Annotated in this window: 14 protein-coding genes; 9 read left to right on the top strand and 5 right to left on the bottom strand. The window is 60.1% G+C overall.

Features of this window, described 5'->3' with window-relative positions; all coding sequences use genetic code 11:
• Positions 1–204: 204 nt before the first annotated feature.
• Genes A9976_RS22300 through A9976_RS22315 form a run of 4 tightly spaced genes read right to left on the bottom strand, consistent with a single transcriptional unit; the run spans position 205 to position 2,910 of the window.
• Complete coding sequence (locus A9976_RS22300; RefSeq protein WP_232245704.1) at positions 205–861, bottom strand: NeuD/PglB/VioB family sugar acetyltransferase; 657 nt, start codon at positions 859–861, stop codon at positions 205–207.
• Positions 862–869: 8 nt separating this feature from the next.
• Positions 870–1,640, bottom strand: a complete 771-nt coding sequence (locus tag A9976_RS22305; RefSeq protein WP_183020816.1) for an SDR family NAD(P)-dependent oxidoreductase — start codon at positions 1,638–1,640, stop codon at positions 870–872.
• Between the two features lie 2 nt (positions 1,641–1,642).
• Complete coding sequence (locus A9976_RS22310) at positions 1,643–2,680, bottom strand: ketoacyl-ACP synthase III (protein ID WP_183020817.1); 1,038 nt, start codon at positions 2,678–2,680, stop codon at positions 1,643–1,645.
• Between the two features lie 5 nt (positions 2,681–2,685).
• On the bottom strand, positions 2,686–2,910 hold the full coding sequence (locus A9976_RS22315) for an acyl carrier protein (RefSeq protein ID WP_183020818.1): 225 nt from the start codon (positions 2,908–2,910) through the stop codon (positions 2,686–2,688).
• Positions 2,911–3,401: 491 nt separating this feature from the next.
• Between A9976_RS22315 and A9976_RS31780 the strand changes: the two genes are divergently transcribed.
• The 5 genes from A9976_RS31780 (at position 3,402) to A9976_RS22340 (ending at position 11,783) form a co-directional block, all read left to right on the top strand.
• The gene (locus A9976_RS31780; RefSeq protein ID WP_183020819.1) at positions 3,402–5,246 is read left to right on the top strand and encodes an FkbM family methyltransferase; all 1,845 of its coding nucleotides are present in this window, start codon (positions 3,402–3,404) and stop codon (positions 5,244–5,246) included.
• The gene (locus A9976_RS22325; RefSeq protein WP_183020820.1) at positions 5,243–6,469 is read left to right on the top strand and encodes a hypothetical protein; all 1,227 of its coding nucleotides are present in this window, start codon (positions 5,243–5,245) and stop codon (positions 6,467–6,469) included. Before A9976_RS31780 ends, A9976_RS22325 begins: the two co-directional genes overlap by 4 nt.
• 150 nt (positions 6,470–6,619) lie before the next feature.
• A complete protein-coding gene (locus A9976_RS22330) occupies positions 6,620–9,421 on the top strand; it encodes a tetratricopeptide repeat protein (RefSeq protein ID WP_183020821.1) in 2,802 nt (933 codons plus the stop codon).
• Positions 9,422–9,693: 272 nt separating this feature from the next.
• Positions 9,694–10,518, top strand: coding sequence for a flagellin domain-containing protein (locus tag A9976_RS22335; RefSeq protein ID WP_183020822.1), 825 nt, complete (start codon positions 9,694–9,696; stop codon positions 10,516–10,518).
• 437 nt (positions 10,519–10,955) lie between these two features.
• Positions 10,956–11,783: a flagellin domain-containing protein gene (locus tag A9976_RS22340; RefSeq protein ID WP_183020823.1), complete on the top strand. Its 828-nt coding sequence runs from the start codon at positions 10,956–10,958 to the stop codon at positions 11,781–11,783.
• 80 nt (positions 11,784–11,863) lie between these two features.
• Here the strand turns inward: A9976_RS22340 and A9976_RS22345 are convergent, their stop codons facing one another.
• Entirely contained in the window at positions 11,864–12,466 is a 603-nt protein-coding gene (locus A9976_RS22345) for a methyltransferase domain-containing protein (protein ID WP_183020824.1), read from the bottom strand.
• Between the two features lie 246 nt (positions 12,467–12,712).
• On the opposite strand from A9976_RS22345, the gene A9976_RS22350 reads away from it, so the two are divergent.
• The 4 genes from A9976_RS22350 to A9976_RS22365 all read left to right on the top strand — a co-directional run bounded on the left by A9976_RS22350 (position 12,713) and on the right by A9976_RS22365 (position 15,988).
• Positions 12,713–13,594 (top strand): flagellin domain-containing protein, encoded by an 882-nt coding sequence (locus A9976_RS22350; protein WP_183020825.1) that lies wholly within the window; start codon positions 12,713–12,715, stop codon positions 13,592–13,594.
• Positions 13,595–13,759: 165 nt separating this feature from the next.
• Positions 13,760–15,151: a flagellar filament capping protein FliD gene (fliD, locus tag A9976_RS22355; RefSeq protein ID WP_183020826.1), complete on the top strand. Its 1,392-nt coding sequence runs from the start codon at positions 13,760–13,762 to the stop codon at positions 15,149–15,151.
• Between the two features lie 121 nt (positions 15,152–15,272).
• Entirely contained in the window at positions 15,273–15,686 is a 414-nt protein-coding gene (gene fliS, locus A9976_RS22360) for a flagellar export chaperone FliS (RefSeq protein ID WP_183020827.1), read from the top strand.
• 2 nt (positions 15,687–15,688) lie between these two features.
• The gene (locus tag A9976_RS22365) at positions 15,689–15,988 is read left to right on the top strand and encodes a flagellar protein FliT (RefSeq protein ID WP_012202553.1); all 300 of its coding nucleotides are present in this window, start codon (positions 15,689–15,691) and stop codon (positions 15,986–15,988) included.
• Positions 15,989–16,113 lie beyond the last annotated feature (125 nt).

Genomic DNA, 16,113 nt, shown 5'->3' on the forward strand with positions numbered 1-16,113 from the left:
CGCATGATGTTGACGCTACACACGCTTTTCTACCGGGCGTCATGAAAATTCTTGATCCGCCCAGGCATCATGGCATGAGAAATGCATTTGACGTGGACTTTCTTCTGGCTGAAAAATGCGCCTGCGCAATGGGCATGAAATGTTGTTGGTTTCTGGAAATTACTGGAGACTGGCCTGCTTTGAGCATGATTCAGTATGTTCAATTCAACGGAAGGAGAATCGTCGCGCCGGATTGCCAAGCACGGTAATGCCTGCGGGTATCTTTCCAATGACAACGCTGCCAGGGCCAACCGTGACTCCATCACCAATAACGGCTCTGCTGGTGATGACGCTGTTGGGATGAATGGTGACGAAATCACCAATGCGGGCACCTCCGGCGATCGTGCAATGACTGTTGATTTGGCACCAACTGCCTATTTGAGCATCATGGCCTATGACGGTGTATTCTTGGATGTGAGAGAATTCTCCGATCTGCACATCGACCGAAATTCCTACGTGTGGCGTAATGATGCAGCCATGTCGTAAATGGGCGTGACGATTGATGTGGGCGCGAGGATGTACGACGGTGGCAAAATCTGCATTGTGGACATTGCGCAGTGCTTCCGTGTATTTGAAGCGTTGATGCGGATCACCCAGTGCCGCCAGAAAAACGTCGTTGGACGCCGGTGTGTAATTCAATGGACTATCGATGATGGGCACGTCACGTGGTGTCGCGTCGAGTGCATGGGAACGACTGTCCAGAAACCCTTTGACTTTGAAAAGTGGGTTGTCATCCTCGATGTAACTCAGAACTTCACGTCCGAAACCGCCTGCCCCAACAATTAGAAGTGAACGGCGCATGTCAGCAGGTTGCATATCCATGAGGAAAATCAGCTGATGGTCAGGCCGCCATCCATGACCAAGGTGGTTCCGGTGATCCATCGGCTGGCATCGGAGAGCATGAAGATCGCGGCGTTCGCCACGTCCTCTGGTTTTCCGAAGCCGAGCGGATGATTGGCTTCTTGCTTGGCCATAGAGTCCGAGCCGGCCGTCTGCATGGCGAGGTCGAAGAGAGGGGTCGCCACCAGCGAAGGTGACAGGCAGTTGGATCGAATTTTTCTTTTCGCCACTTCCATTGCAAGGCAGCGCGTGGCCGCTATCAAGGCGGCTTTGCTGCCTGAATAGGCTCCCACACCAGGTACACCAATATGGGCAGCAATGGATGATATGAAAAGAATGGATCCAGCTGGTGCAATCAGGTTGCGGCGAAGAATGCCCTGTGTCAACAAAAGAGGGGCTTCGACGTTGATTGACTGCACCTCTCTCAAGTGCGCAAGTGTCATTTGACGGAAGGGTGACAGGCGAGAAATACCTGCAGCATGGACAACTCCGTTCAAAGGGGTTGTCAATGCCTTAAAGACTGTCTCCACACCTTCCTCTTGGGTCAGGTCGGCGCTGATGGTGCGATGGTCTGAGACCGAGATGGCCCGCAGGCTGGCCAGCGTCTCATCCAGGCGCGCCGTATCCCGTCCAAGCGCCGTGATGGTGGCTCCCATGTGCGCTGCAGAAAGCGCGATGGATTGCCCTATTCCCGAGCTGGCTCCGGTGACAAGGATATGCTTACCGTCCAGCGAAAAGGGGTTGGTGATTGGTGAGCTCATATTCATGCCTCCAGCATGGAAGGAAAGCAAGCGCCGTCAATATCGACAATGCAAGTCCCCCAGGACAAGCCGATTCCGAAGCCACTTAGCAGGACTTTGTGATGTTTCCGGGGCAGGACCTCATGCAGGCAATGGGTCATTGTCACAGGCAGGGTTGCACCGCTGGTGTTGCCATAGTTTGCAAGCGTGCTGGGGACTTTTTCAACGGGCAGCGCGAGTTTTTTCCGTATGGTCTCGTTGATCATTCGGTTTGCCTGGTGAAAAACAAAATAGTCGATCTCATCTTTTTCCAGGCCAGCATATTCCAAGGTGTTGACTACCGCAGGTGGTATGCGCTGTGTCGAAAAGCTCAGGACAGCAGGACCATCCAGAACGAGATCGGTAGGCAGCTGGAGCTTTCCATCGTCGGTGCGCTGGGGTATGCAGTGATAGGCTGCAAAAGGCTCGCGATGCCCGCCTACCGGCTTCATGATCGCCTTATAGCCGCTGCCGTCGCTGTTGAGATCGAAGTACATCGGGCTGGCATCCGGGTCAAACTCCAAGGCCGTAGCCGTACCAGCATCGGAGAAGAGAGGGTCGTTGATATTGGCAGACTTGTCCCCGACCAACAAAAGTCCTTTTTTTACGCCACCCGCGGCGATCATGCTTCCCAGCAGATGCAAGCCGAATGGATAGCCAGAGCAGCCGAGGTTCACATCGAACGCGATCGCCGTCTGAGGCAGGCCCAGCCGATCCTGAAGGATGATGGCGGTGGAGGGAATCAGGTAGTCAGGAGACTGTGTAACGACAATCAGGGCATCGATCTCATCGCGATTCCACTGCAGCTCGTCAAGCAGCTTCTCCGTCGCCGTGGCTGCCAGGTCAGAGAAGCATTGCCACTGTGGGCATATACGACGTGTCTGAATTCCGATGTTGCGGACCAGTCGTTCGCGCTCGGAGCGCTGCGCGGGAGGGCAATCGAGAAGATTGTCGAGCACATTCCTGGGCACGCAACTGGCGACTCCCGCAAGACGGACATTATGTAACGTGGATCGCGCCATGGTGATCAGCCCAACAGTTTGTGGAGGTCGCTGATGGTCGTGCAGTTCTTGAGATCGTCGCCGGTGATGGTCTTGCCGAACTCGACGTCGAACATGACGATTACGCCCAGGGCGGCCAGTGAATCCCACTCGGGCAGGCTCCTGAGTTCGGTCTCGGGCGTGACTTCCACGGCCTCCTGGAAGTCCACGGCGGTCTGAAAGCTTTCGATGAATTGGTCAATGTTGGGCACGAGTACGATTCCTGAGTGTGGTTACACGCTTGGGCAAGCAGTAGATTCTTGAAGAGCAGTTTGCCTTGTGCATGCTCTATGAAGGCACGGAGCCTGATGAATTTTCGCAGAGGCACTGGGGTCGTGAACGATGAAACTGACTGCGAAAGTCGCGTCAGTTCCCCTGCTGCTTGTGCGGGTGTCCCCGTCTGTGTCAGTCCTTGCAGCGCTGGAGGTGCACGGATATCGCACCCCGCTCGGCGTGGGCTTTTGGGAGGTGGTGGGGAGGTGGTGGGTGTTTCTCCTGCTTATCCGGCATTTGCCGCGTTCGGTTTGGTCGCAGGATCAAGGCATTTGTACGCTGTGCTTGCTCAAGCCCGAGGCGATGGTGGAGCGTTTCGCAGGATCCTCTGGTGCTACACGTTGGTGGAGGACAGCCGAACAGGCCCCTGTCCAGGTGCGTTTGCGCTGTGAAAAACGAAGACGGGATGATTTAAAAAATGAGATGCTGCGTGGTGATTCCGGTCGGCCCCGGGCACGAAAAGCTGGCCTTGCGTGCCAAGGCTTCCGTGCAACAGGCCGTGGGACACGGCATGGGCGCGTTCGATGTCGTGGAGGTCCTTTGCCAGGATGACTCCGGCGGGCTGGGGCGGTCCCGGGCCCGCAACCTGGCTGTCGGGCAGGCCGGGCGCATGGCGGCGGACTGGATCTTCTTTCTCGATGCAGATGACCTGATGCACCCGCAAGCCTTTGAGGCGGTCGCCGGATTCTTGCCGGGCCATGATGCGGTGTGGGGCGAGATCCATGAATCAAGTCCTGATGGACAGCATACGCTGCGCAGGCCGGACCAGATTGCTCCGATATCGGATATCGAGCAAATACTGAAGAACGATCCCTTCCTCACCCTGCAAATAGGGCACTTTGTCCGGACAGCGGTTGCCATGGAAAATCCATTCGATGAAGAAATGGATTGCGGCGAGGACTTCAAGTACTACCTGCAGATCTGGGGCCGCCATTGCTGCACGAAGATCGGGCAGCCGCTGTTCTTCAATGTGCGCGGACAAAGTTCCACGGGCCCGCGTTCCGCATCGAGTGAGGATTGGCGTCTTGCCGTGAATCAGGTCTTCACGCAGTTCTGCCTGGACAATGAGGTGCTGGTGGATGTGCCGCTGGCGGGGCGAGTGGCCAAGTTCCAGCTCAGCAATCCCCTGGATCACATTCAGAACTATCTGGCCCATGAGATATTCTTCGAGACCAAGGAGTTGATCGAGACGCTCTATCTCCTTCCTATGAATCCCCGCGTGATCGACGTGGGGAGCAATATAGGCAACCATGCGCTGTTCTGGAGCTGCATTGCGGATGCGGCCATGGTGCACTGCTTCGAGCCCGTGCAAAGCACGGCCATGCAGTTGCAGCGCAACTTCGAGATCAATGGCATCGATCCTTCCCGTTATCTGGTGGACACCACGGCCATCGGAAGCGCCCCGGGGCGGGCGCAGCTGGAGCATTTCGATCTGTCCAATCAGGGTGCGAGCCGGATCAGGGAGCAGGGCCAGGGGGATATCGAAATCAACAGCCTGGACGCTCTTTTGCCGGATGCGCAGGTTGACTTGCTGAAGATCGATGTGGAGGGGATGGAGCTCGATGTGCTCGCGGGTGCCCGCAAGCTGATCGAACGCGATCGCCCGATGATCATGGTCGAGGTGGCGAATCGGCTCAAGGGACGCTTTTTTGCCTGGACAGGGCAAAGCGGCTACCGCATCCACCGAGTCTTCGAGATGGTGAACGCCAGCAACTATCTGCTGTCTCCTCTTGAGCTGCGTCCGGGGTTTCATGAGCACGGCACCGTGGCCTGCCGGCAGGTCGCAGCAAAGTTGGCGTTTGCTCCTGCGCAGGAGCCTTGTGGCTGGTCCGTGGCGGAGTTCGTTGGTAACCGCTTTGCGGCTCGGCAGGTAGCCGAGTTGCAATGGGTCGATGCAGCGGGATGGCAGTTCGTCGAAGTGGGAACGCAGCGGGTATTGCATCAGGCCGCACATTGGCGCGATGCGCTTGCCGTTGCTGGCGATGCCCACATCGTGCTGCCCGTGCAGTCCCTGGGCCGATTGAATCAGGCGCAGCTCGGCCAACTGCTGGCACAGCTGCCCCAGGCTGCTTTCAGCATCGTGGGCATCATGGATGCGCGCTGGAACCATGTTCGCCAGGATGGCTGCATCTATCGTGATCTGGCGGGGTATGTCCGTGAGGCCAATGCCTGCGGATTCAAGCTGCTGGACTATCAGAACATTCCCAATAAAGAGGCTTTTGAGCTGGACTACCAGCTTGGTAATGAAATCACCATCCTGGATTTTGCAAAATGACGATGCTGGCGGAAAGTTTTGATCATCTCTTGAAAATTGCCGGAACGCAGAGCTTTGACAGGGTCGTGGAGCAGCATATAGCTTTGATTGCACAGCATCCCGAAGTGCCGGAGATCTATCATGCTCTCGCCATGTACTGCGCACGATTCAGGAGGTTCGATATCGCCGAGATGGCCTTGAAATCGACGCTGGAGCTGGATCCGGACCATGCTGCAAGTCTGTTTTACATGGGAAGGATTCTTGACGAGCAGATGAATTTCGAGCAAAGCACCCAGTTCTATCAGAAATCTGTGGACCATGGCGGCGGACGAAAGTCCGCCTTCCATCTGTCACTGGCTCAGCTGTCATCGGGTGATCTGGAAAAGGGATCCAGCAACTATGTCAACAGGCTGGACGAGGAGGCTGTGCACACCTTTGGACGCCTGGCTGAGTGGAGTGGGGAGGACAGCGGGAAGAGGGTGTTGATATGGGCGGAGCAAGGTCTTGGGGATGAGATCATGTTTTCCCGGTTCTTCGGGCTCCTGAAGACCTACGGCTGCGACTTCTGTATCGAATGCGATAGGCGCCTGCTGGCGCTCTATGAAAGAAATTTCCCCGGCTTGCGGTTTATTCCAAGGGGCACTGCAAAGGATGCGCTGAAGCATTTCGATGCCCAACTGCCCCTGGGTGGGTTGCTCCGTCTTTTCCACGCCCAGGTCAACGAGCCGCAGTTGCGCTCCCAGGTCATGGAGCCTGTGCTCTGCGAGCAGGCCGCCTGGGCCCGGCAGAAGGGGCGCAGGTATGTGGGCATCAGCTGGCTGAGCATGAATGAGGAAAGCGGGCCGCAGCGCTCCATTGCCATGGACAGCCTGCTTGCCGCGTTCGACGCCGAGCGCCATGGCCTGGTCAACCTGCAGTACCTGGCACCCGCGCAGGACATCGAGATCATCAGAAAGGCAGGGTTCGAGCTGATCGACCCGGTGGACTGCTTTTCGGACATGGCGGGCATGTCCGCGCTGATCGCCCAGTGCGATGGCGTGCTGACCATCGACAACACCGCCCTGCACCTGGCGGGGGCCATGGGGGTGGAGACCCATGCGCTGATTCCTTGCCTTCCCAACTGGCGCTGGAGGATCCGGGGCGGCGAGACCCCTTGGTATCCCCGGGTCCATCTTCTCCAGCAAAAGCAGCCGTTCAGCTGGGACCATGAGATCGGTTGGCTGAGAAAGCATTTTTCCACCTGAGCAGGGGCCGGCATGGCCGTGGGCGGATGGTGCGAACAGCAGGGCGTCGGCGGCGCTCATCCGCGCTCTGCATCCAGGCTTTTCGGGGCACGATACCGCCATTTGCACGGGGCAGGAGCCTGCCTGTGCTTGACCACATTCTGAAATCCGATGACCGATGCCAACCATTTGCAGCAGGCGCTGAAGCTGCATGACCAGTGGAAATTCGAAGCCGCCCGGCAGGCCTACGCCCAGGCCCTGAGGCAGGAGCCGGCAGACCATCAGGCGCTGTATGGCATGGGGCTGCTGCTGGGCCAGCACATGCTGCGAAGCAGCGAGGCATTGCCGTTCCTGGAGGCGGCGATCGGGGAGCAGCCCCGGGCTTTCTCCTACTGGCGCACCTACATCAACATGCTGATCCGCGAGGGGCTGGTCGACATGGCACGCTCGCTGATCGAGCTGGCGCGGACCAGGGGCATGCAGCAGATCGCGCTGGAACAGCTGGAAAAGGACATCGCGCTGACCCAGGGCCTGGAGGCCGTCGAGTTCCTGGAGGCGCAGGCTGCAAGCCTGGATGTGCCGCCAGCCTCTGCCGCGCTCCGGCCTGAAGCGCAGCCTGTACCGGCGCAACTGCTGAAGTCGTTGACACGGTTGCTGCAGGCCCGCGACTTCCATCAGGCAGACGAGCTGCTTGCCAAGGCACTGCGAGCCCATGGCCGCAGCCCGCTGCTGTGGCAGGCCAAGATCAACATGGAACTCGAACGCGGGGCGCATGCAGCCGCACTGGAGGCCGCCGACCGGGCCATCGCCCAGTTGCCCGAGGATGCGGACATGTTCATGCTGGCCGGCGAGATCCATCTGGAGCGCAAGGCACCCGTGCAGGCCGAGCCCGCGCTGCGACGGGCTGTCGCGCTGCGGCCCGATTCCTGCAAGGCCCATGAGCTCCTCGGCCATGCCCTGCTGGCCCAGGGCCGGGTCGAGGAGTCCTACCCACGGTTGGTCCAGGCCATGCTGCTGGCCCCTGACTCCGATACCCAGGCCATGATGCAGATGCATCTGGTCAACGCGCTGTATGCAGGCAAGCAGACCCAGCTGTGCGGCCAGTTCCTGGCCATGCTGCCGCAGCAAGCGCTGAATGCGAAGATGTATCTGGCCTGTGGCGACTGGATGCGCAAGCTGGGCTGGAATCTGCAGGCAGAGATGGCCTACCGCCAGGCGCTGCAGTTGGAGCCCGACATGTTCCTTGCCCTGGTGGGACTGAGCCTGGCCCTGGCCGGCGATGGCGCCAGGCTGGCCGAGCGCGAAACGGTGCTGCAGCGTGCCCTGGCGTTGTGCGGCAATGAAGCCGAGCGCATGCTCGCGCGCTCCGACCTGGCCTATGTGCTGTACGCCCAGGAGCGTTGGGACCAGGCGCTGGAAGTGCTTGAAACCATGCTGCAGGAGACCCCCGACAATCCGCGCGGCCATCGTCTGCGCTGCCTGGTCCTGCTGGAGCGACTGGATTTGGCGGGGCTGGCCGCGGCTCTGGAGAACTCTTTGCGGCATCTTCCCGGCGATCACGACCTGATGTACATACAGGCCTTGTACTGGGGCCGGCGTGGCGATGTCGGGCAGGCGATGGCCAGCTATGACGAGATGCTGCTCAAGCATCCGAACAGCATGGGAGGGCACAGTGCACGCCTGTTGACGCAATTGCATTCTCCCCATGCGAGTGCGGCGCAGGTGGGGCAATCTTGCCGCGCTTTCGGCCAACTGATGCGGCGCCTGCATGGCAGCCGCATCCCTCCAGAGCACCAAAACGAGAGAGATCCCGGAAAAGTGCTGCGCATCGGACTCGTGTCCGCGGATCTGCGGGGCCACGCCGCGGCCAAGTTCTTCCTGCCGACCATGCGCGAGCTCGCAAAACGCAAGGATCTGGAGTGCATCGCGTATTGCAACAACGATCTCTACGACGAGGTCACCCGGGAGTTCATGGAGCTGCTCCCGCAATGGCGCGGTGTCCAGGACATGCCTGACGATGCGCTGGCAAAAATGGTGCACGACGATGGCATCGACATTCTGATCGACCTCAGCGGCCATACCAAGGGGCACCGGCTCGAAGTCTTCGCACGCCGGCCCGCGCCTGTGCAACTGACCTGGATCGGCAATCCGGGGGGAACGGGCCTGGACACCATGGACTACATCATTCTCAGCGACCAGCTCCTGGATGGGCAGGCCATCAGGGAGCAACTGACCGAAAATATTCTGCGCGTGCCGCTGGCCTACGTGTTCGACGGCGGCATCCATGCCGAGCCGGTGGCGCCATTGCCCGCATTGCGCAATGGCCATCTGACGTTCGGGTCGTTCAATCGGCTCGTCAAGGTCAATCGGGAAGTGGTGCAGGTCTGGGGGCTGGTGCTTGAATCCTTGCCGACGGCGAAACTGGTGATTGGTGCCTGCGAACCCTCGGGACCTCCGCCCCATCTGCTTGAGTGGCTGCAAGACGCCGGCATCGATCTGCAGCGCGTGCGATTCGCCGCGCGCACGGATTTCGACGGCTATCTGAAGGCCCACCATGACATCGACATCTGCCTGGACACCTTCCCCTTCACCGGAGGCGTGGTCACCAACCATGCGCTGTGGATGGGGGTTCCCACCCTGACGCTGATGGGTGAGCTGCTGTGTGGACGCCAGTCCGCAGAAGTCATGGCCCGTGTCGGCCTGGCGGACGATTTCGCGGCCAGGGATGTCGATGGCCTGCTTCGGCTGGCGGCATATTGGTCGGACAATCTGCCGAGGCTGGCACAGGTGCGCGGGGCATTGCGTGAAGCCTTGGGGCCACTGGAGTTGCGCCAGGCCGATATCGTGGCCCAGTCCGTGGCCCTGGGCCTGCGCCGGGCGTGGGAGCGTTGGTGCCATGGCCAGGAGGCCGCCGACCTGCGGGTGAGCTACGACGATCTGCAGATGGATCCATTGCCCTCTCTCGGGCTCTGATCTGCCGGTCTGGCGGCAGGCCGGCAGCGATTCATGGATCCATGCTGCGGTGCAGCAGCGACCGTGGTCGGTAGTGGCAGAAAAAATCCAAAAAAAACCTCAAGTCCTCCCGGGACCCGTCGAAAACCCACTCAGCAGATGGAACAAAACATCTTGAGTTCCGCCAAAAGGCTAAGCCCCAGGCGGTTTTGATTGGGCCGGTGTCGCCAGCATCACGTCGAAGTGTGATGGCCACCCGGGTTTCATACGGATTTCACTGAGGAGTTGCCGCCATGGCCATGACCATCAACACCAACATGCAATCGCTCAATGCCCAGCGCAATCTGAGCACCACCCAGGGCCTGCTGTCCACCACCATGCAGCGCCTGTCTTCCGGCCTGCGTGTGAACAGCGCCAAGGACGATGCAGCCGGCCTGGCCATCGCCGAGCGCATGAACGCCCAGGTCAAGGGCATGAACGTGGCGGCGCGCAATGCCAACGACGGCATCTCGCTGGCCCAGACGGCTGAAGGCGCCCTGGGCAAGGTCACCGAAAACCTGCAGCGCATGCGTGAACTGGCCGTGCAATCGGCCAACGGCACCAACGGCTCCAAGGACCGCACGGCCCTGGACAAGGAGTTCAAGGCGCTGGCCGCAGAAATCGGTCGCATCACCGACAACACGGAATTCAACGGCAAGAAGCTGCTCAATGCCGCGGCAACCTTCACCTTCCAGGTGGGTGCGAACACGGCTGCTGACAACCAGATCGCGGTGGTCGCATCGGCTCCGACGCTGACGGGCCTGAATGCTTCCACGGCCACCCTGGGTGTCGATGAAGCCGCCGCCCGTACACAGATGGCCGCCATCGACACGGCCCTGGACAACGTCAACGGCATCCGTGCCGACTACGGCGCGGCGCAAAACCGCTTCGAAGCCACGATCGCCAACCTGCAGGTGGCATCGGAGAACACCGCCGCAGCCCGTGGCCGCATCATGGATGCCGACTTCGCCGGTGAAACCTCGAACCTGAGCCGTGCCCAGATCCTGCAACAGGCCGGCACCGCCATGGTGGCCCAGGCCAACCAGCTGCCCCAGGGCGTGCTGGCTCTGCTGCGCTGATCGCAGTACCCCTGCGTCCGCCGGCAGGAGGTTGAACCGTATTGCAGTGGCGGCTGCTATTGCCTCCTTCTGGCCAAGGCAGCGTGTGCGAGCACGCTGCCTTTTCTCATTGGCAGCCCGCAAGAAACCTTGGGTTCGCATGTCATCGGATCCGCGTCCTGTCGCATCGCCATTGCAGCGTCGGCCCACTGGGTTTCAGGTCGGGCGAGATACATGCAAACGCATAAAAAGGTCTCAAGTCGTATCAGGCTGCGCCGAAAACCCAGTCAGCAGATGGATGAAACATCCTGAGCCCCTCCAGCAGCTCTTGCGATATCTGGAATGATGCAAGCCGCTGATGGTAGGTTGATAGGGTTGACGCCGCCCGTCTCGCAAAATGCGGGACGCCGGTTGCGGTGACCCTGGTTTCATACAGATTTAACTGAGGAGCTGCCACCATGGCCATGACCATCAACACCAACATGCAATCGCTCAATGCCCAGCGCAATCTGAGCACCACCCAGGGCCTGCTGTCCACCACCATGCAGCGTCTGTCTTCCGGCCTGCGTGTGAACAGCGCCAAGGACGACGCGGCAGGCCTGGCGATTGCAGAGCGCATGAATGCCCAGGTCAAGGGCATGAATGTGGCGGCACGCAATGCCAACGACGGCATCTCGCTGGCCCAGACGGCTGAAGGTGCGCTGGGCAAGATCACCGAAAACCTGCAGCGCATGCGCGAACTGGGTGTGCAAGCGGCCAACGGCACCAACGGCACCAAGGATCGCACGGCCCTGGACAAGGAATACAAGGCGCTGGCCGCTGAAATCGGCCGCATTACCGACAACACGGAGTTCAACGGCAAGAAGCTGCTGAACGCCAACGCAAACTTCACCTTCCAGGTGGGTGCGAACACCGCAGCGGACAATCAGATCGCCGTGACCGTGAATTCGGCCACCAGCCTGACCAGCCTGAGCGCTTCCACCGCCACGCTGGGCACGGTCGAATCCGCAGCTCTGGCCCAGGTCACTGCCATCGACACGGCGCTGGACAACATCAACGGCATGCGCGCCGACTACGGCGCGGCGCAAAACCGCTTCGAAGCCACGATCGCCAACCTGCAGGTGGCATCGGAGAACACCGCCGCAGCCCGTGGCCGGATCATGGATGCCGACTTCGCCGGTGAAACCTCGAACCTGAGCCGCGCCCAGATCCTGCAACAGGCCGGCACCGCCATGGTGGCCCAGGCCAACCAGTTGCCCCAGGGCGTGCTGGCGCTGCTGCGCTGAAGAAGGCAGGCCGCACCGCTGCGGCATGCCGAAAATGCAAAAAGCCCGGCCTGGCCGGGCTTTTTGCATGGGCGCCAGTGTTACAGGCGGAAGTACTGGCTGGCGAGCGCTCGGATCTCATCCTCGTCGCGCGGGCTGTTGCTGGCGATGGCCCAGATGTCATAGGACTCGGGACGTGCCACGGACGCCACGATCGGAAAGCCTGCGGCGCGCAAGGTGTCGTTCATGGTCTTGTCCGTGAAGCCGCAGCGGTGCGACATGTAGAGATTGCCCTGGGCCATGGAGGTGCGCAGGCCATATAGGATGTCCAGCGGGCTGATGGGACCGGCCGGCGAAATATAGGCCGGGTCGGTCAGTTGGCCCTTCGCCACCAGTGCGCAGACCGACTGCAGGTCGGGACAGGTGATGATGGCGAAACCATCGGGTTTGAGTACGCGCCGGAACTCGGCAAGGGCAAGCGGAACTTCGTGCGGATACAGGTGTTCGATGTTGTGGCTGGAGTAGATGGCATCAATGGAGGCATCCGCCACGGCGGACATGTTCGTCATCGTGCCGATGAGGTCTGGCTCCACGCGTGCATCAATGTCCAGGCGCAGTTCCTGCCAGTCATCGCTCTGGAAGCCGGGGGAGGTGGAGGACTTGCGCTGCGGGCCACATCCAACGTGCAAAAGGGTTCGGGTCATGTGTTGAGCGCGTCTGGGCGCGGGAGGTGAAAGTGCGCACCTAGAGTAACCAGGCGGGAGCGGTGGAATGACGCGAATTGGGGGGGGATGCCCGTTTTTATCGCTGCTTTGGGCTCATGCCTCGTCGGGACAATGCATGGCATCAGATTGGCGGAGCTAGGCGGTGTCTGGCGTGCTGTCTGACGTTCGGTGGCCTATGGTCACGGAGCGGCTAGCCATTGTCCATGCCTAACGAGGAGTTGCCACATGGCATCCACCATCAATACCAATCTCATTTCGCTGAACGCGCAACGCAACCTCAACACATCGCAGTCCTCACTGTCCACCACCATGCAGCGCCTGTCCTCGGGTCTGCGTGTGAACAGTGCAAAGGATGATGCGGCGGGTCTGGCGATCGCCGAGCGCATGAACGCCCAGGTGCGAGGCATGAATGTGGCCATGCGCAATGCCAATGACGGCATTTCCATGGCGCAGACGGCCGAAGGCGCATTGAGCAAGATCGGCGAAAATCTCCAGCGCATGCGTGAGCTGGCCGTGCAGGCAGCCAACGATACCAACGGATGCAATGACCGAACTTCGTTGGACAAGGAGTACAAGCAGCTGGCACAGGAAATCGCACGCGTGGTCTCCAGCACGCAGTTCAATGGCCGCCAACTGCTGAACACCAGTGCTGCCGCCGTATTCCAGGTCGGTGCGAATACCGGATCTGACAATCAGATCCAGTTGGATGCTGTGAACCTGGCTGCAGCAACCACAAGTGGGGGCCTGGGCGTGACCACTGCGGCCGGTTCGGTTGCGACGCTGAATGGAGCGCTTGGGTCATTGGCCGATGGCAGCACCAATGCCGCAGCCGCACGCAATTCGATGGACGCGATCGACAAGGCCCTGGACCAGGTCAACAACACCCGAGCCACCTTCGGCGCAGCCCAGAACCGCTTCGAAGCCGTGATTGCCAACCTGCAGGTCGCAGCGGAAAATACGGCTGCCTCGCGCTCGCGCATCATGGATGCGGACTTCGCCGCCGAAACCGCCAACCTGAGCCGCACGCAGATCCTGCAGCAGGCCGGCACGGCGATGGTGGCCCAGGCCAATCAGCTGCCCCAGTCGGTACTCAAGTTGATCCAGTAAAGAAACGTGAAAAAAAGCGGCGGCATGGCCTCAAGTCTGGGGTCGGCATGCCGAAGCATTGGTGGTGGGGCTCCTTGCATGACGTGCGGCTTGCGCGCGCCCTGGGAGCCTTGTGCGCTGGCGCAGCACAGGCTCTAGGCCCGTAGCACTAAAAAGGAGTACGTTATGGCATTGACAGCAGCGGGAATTGGCAGCGGCCTGAATGTGGAATCGATGATTTCGCAATTGGTGACGCTGCAAAAGCAGCCTCTGGTGCAGTTGCAGACGGCTGCATCTTCCCTTGACACCAAGATCTCGACGGTCGGCAGCATCAAATCGCTCATGTCGACCTTGTCCGACTCGGCCCGAAAGCTCGCCGACAAGGATGCCTGGGCGCTGACGACGGCGACGGCGTCGAACACGTCGGTTTCCGTGAGCGTGACCGGCAGCGCGATGCCGGGCAGCACACAGATCGATGTGGACCAGGTGGCGCGCAACCAGTCGCTGGCATCGAAGAGCTTTGCCGCTGCCTCGAACTTCGGGCCCGGCACGCTGAAGTTCACCATGGGTGGAAAGACCACCGAGGTCCAGATCAGCGAATCGATGACCATGGACAAGGTGGTAGCGGCCATCAATGCCAAGCAGGGTGACAGTGGCGTGGTCGCCTCCGTGATCAAGGATGCGAACGGCGAGCGGCTGCTCATGCGTTCAAAGAATTCCGGCGCGGATGCCCAGTTCACCGTCGAGGTGACGGGCGCGGATGCCAATCTGTCTTCCCTGGCCTATGCGGGGCAGGCGGCCAATGGTGATACGAGCAATGGTGGCGTAGTTCAACTGGCCCAGAATGCCAAGGCCACGGTCAACGGCATCAAGGTGGAATCGGCGACTAACGAGTTCAAGGACACCATCCCCGGTTTGAGCTTCACGGTCAATCAGGCCACCAAGACCGGAGAACCCACACTGCTGACTGTCGTCTCCGACACCGAAGGCATGAAGAAGAACATCCAGGCCTTCATGGATGCCTACAACGCCATCAGCGACAAGCTCGTGGCGTCCACCAAGTACGATGCCGAGAGCAAGACCGCCGGCGTCATGCAGGGTGACTCCACCATGGTCGGCATGACCAATGGTCTGCGCGAGGTGCTTGCCTCTCAGATCGGTGGCATCAACCTGTCGGACCTGGGCATACAGTTGGGCAAGGGTGGCAAGCTGGCCTTTGGTACGCTGGCCAAGGACAAGTCCAATCTGGAAGCGGTTCTAAAGGATCCCAGCAAGTTGGCGCAGGTCTTTGCTGCGGAAGGCGAGCCCGACAAGCCCGAGACAAAGGGCCTGGCCCTGCGGATGAAGGAGTACGCCGACAAGGTCCTGGAATTCGACACAGGGGTGTTTGATGCCAAGACCAAGGGCCTGCAGCAGCTCAAGAAGGACAACACCAAGGCCCAGGACCGCGTCAACGAGCGCGCCGAAGCCTTTGAACAGCGCATGCGTGCACAGTACGCAGCGCTGGACAAGAAGATGGGATCGAGCTCGGTGCTTAGCTCTTACCTGTCTCAACAAGTAAGCCAGTGGAACAGATAGGCCGCGGGCCTTATGGTTGAGACGGGCCTGCGTACTAGGCTTGTCCAGCATGCAAGGCGAGGCTTCAGTTTCTCGCCGGGATGCCGAAAATCATGGCAACAAGACATCAAGGAACGCTGGAATGAATTCGATGTTCAACCGCCGTGGGGCTAGCGCCTACAACCAGGTAGGTGTTCAGTCGGTTGTGAATGGAGCCTCCCCGCATATGCTGATTCAGCTGCTGTTCAATGCCCTGGATGCATCTCTGAATGCGGCTAAGGGCGCCATGCAGCGCGGCAGTATTGAAGAAAAAGGCATCCAGATCGGCAAGGCGGTGCGCATCCTTGAAGAAGGCCTTAAGGCAGCCGTAGATGTTGATCAGGGCGGGGAATTGGCCCAGAACCTGATCACGGTTTATGACTACAGCATCACGCAACTGACATTCGCCAATCTGCGCAACGATGTGCAGTTGCTGCAATCGGTCCAGGACGTGCTGGCACCGATCGCGCAAGGCTGGAGCGATATCTCCAATACACCAGCCGTTGCCGGGACCTAGAAATGGAGCTGACATTGATTGACTTTTACCGGGCCATAGAAGACAGCAGCGCCAAGATGCTGCAGGCCGCACAGAACAAGGATTGGGAGGGAGTGACGCGCTACGAGGGCACTTGTGCCGTGCTGATCGAGCAGCTGCGGCTCAAGTCGCATGACGAGCCGCTGGCGCCCGATCAGCGCAAGGAGAAGGCGCGAATCATGCAGCGCATCCTGCGCAATGATGCCCAGATCCGCACGCTGGCCGAGCCCTGGCTGGCACAGTTCGAGCACATGTTCGACGGCCAGCCCCACGCCATGCATTGAGCAGGGCAGATCGGCAGGAGCTGCATCCGCAGCCTTCCTGCCGCCCATGAAAAAACCGCCTGAACATCAGGCGGTTTTTTCATGGGTGGAATCTGCGGATGGCAGAAGCCTCCATGGTTCTCGTG

The sequence above is a fragment of the Delftia sp. UME58 genome (genome assembly GCF_014170385.1).
GTDB lineage: Bacteria > Pseudomonadota > Gammaproteobacteria > Burkholderiales > Burkholderiaceae_C > Comamonas > Comamonas acidovorans.

Excerpts from the sequence above, each read along its gene's own strand:
- A9976_RS22300 (WP_232245704.1), bottom strand. The coding sequence starts at position 861 with ATGGATATGCAACCTGCTGACATGCGCCGTTCACTTCTAATTGTTGGG.
- A9976_RS22305 (WP_183020816.1), bottom strand. The coding sequence starts at position 1,640 with ATGAGCTCACCAATCACCAACCCCTTTTCGCTGGACGGTAAGCATATC.
- A9976_RS22310 (WP_183020817.1), bottom strand. The coding sequence starts at position 2,680 with ATGGCGCGATCCACGTTACATAATGTCCGTCTTGCGGGAGTCGCCAGT.
- A9976_RS22325 (WP_183020820.1), top strand. The coding sequence starts at position 5,243 with ATGACGATGCTGGCGGAAAGTTTTGATCATCTCTTGAAAATTGCCGGA.
- A9976_RS22330 (WP_183020821.1), top strand. The coding sequence starts at position 6,620 with ATGACCGATGCCAACCATTTGCAGCAGGCGCTGAAGCTGCATGACCAG.
- A9976_RS22335 (WP_183020822.1), top strand. The coding sequence starts at position 9,694 with ATGGCCATGACCATCAACACCAACATGCAATCGCTCAATGCCCAGCGC.
- A9976_RS22340 (WP_183020823.1), top strand. The coding sequence starts at position 10,956 with ATGGCCATGACCATCAACACCAACATGCAATCGCTCAATGCCCAGCGC.
- A9976_RS22345 (WP_183020824.1), bottom strand. The coding sequence starts at position 12,466 with ATGACCCGAACCCTTTTGCACGTTGGATGTGGCCCGCAGCGCAAGTCC.
- A9976_RS22350 (WP_183020825.1), top strand. The coding sequence starts at position 12,713 with ATGGCATCCACCATCAATACCAATCTCATTTCGCTGAACGCGCAACGC.
- fliD (WP_183020826.1), top strand. The coding sequence starts at position 13,760 with ATGGCATTGACAGCAGCGGGAATTGGCAGCGGCCTGAATGTGGAATCG.
- fliS (WP_183020827.1), top strand. The coding sequence starts at position 15,273 with ATGAATTCGATGTTCAACCGCCGTGGGGCTAGCGCCTACAACCAGGTA.
- A9976_RS22365 (WP_012202553.1), top strand. The coding sequence starts at position 15,689 with ATGGAGCTGACATTGATTGACTTTTACCGGGCCATAGAAGACAGCAGC.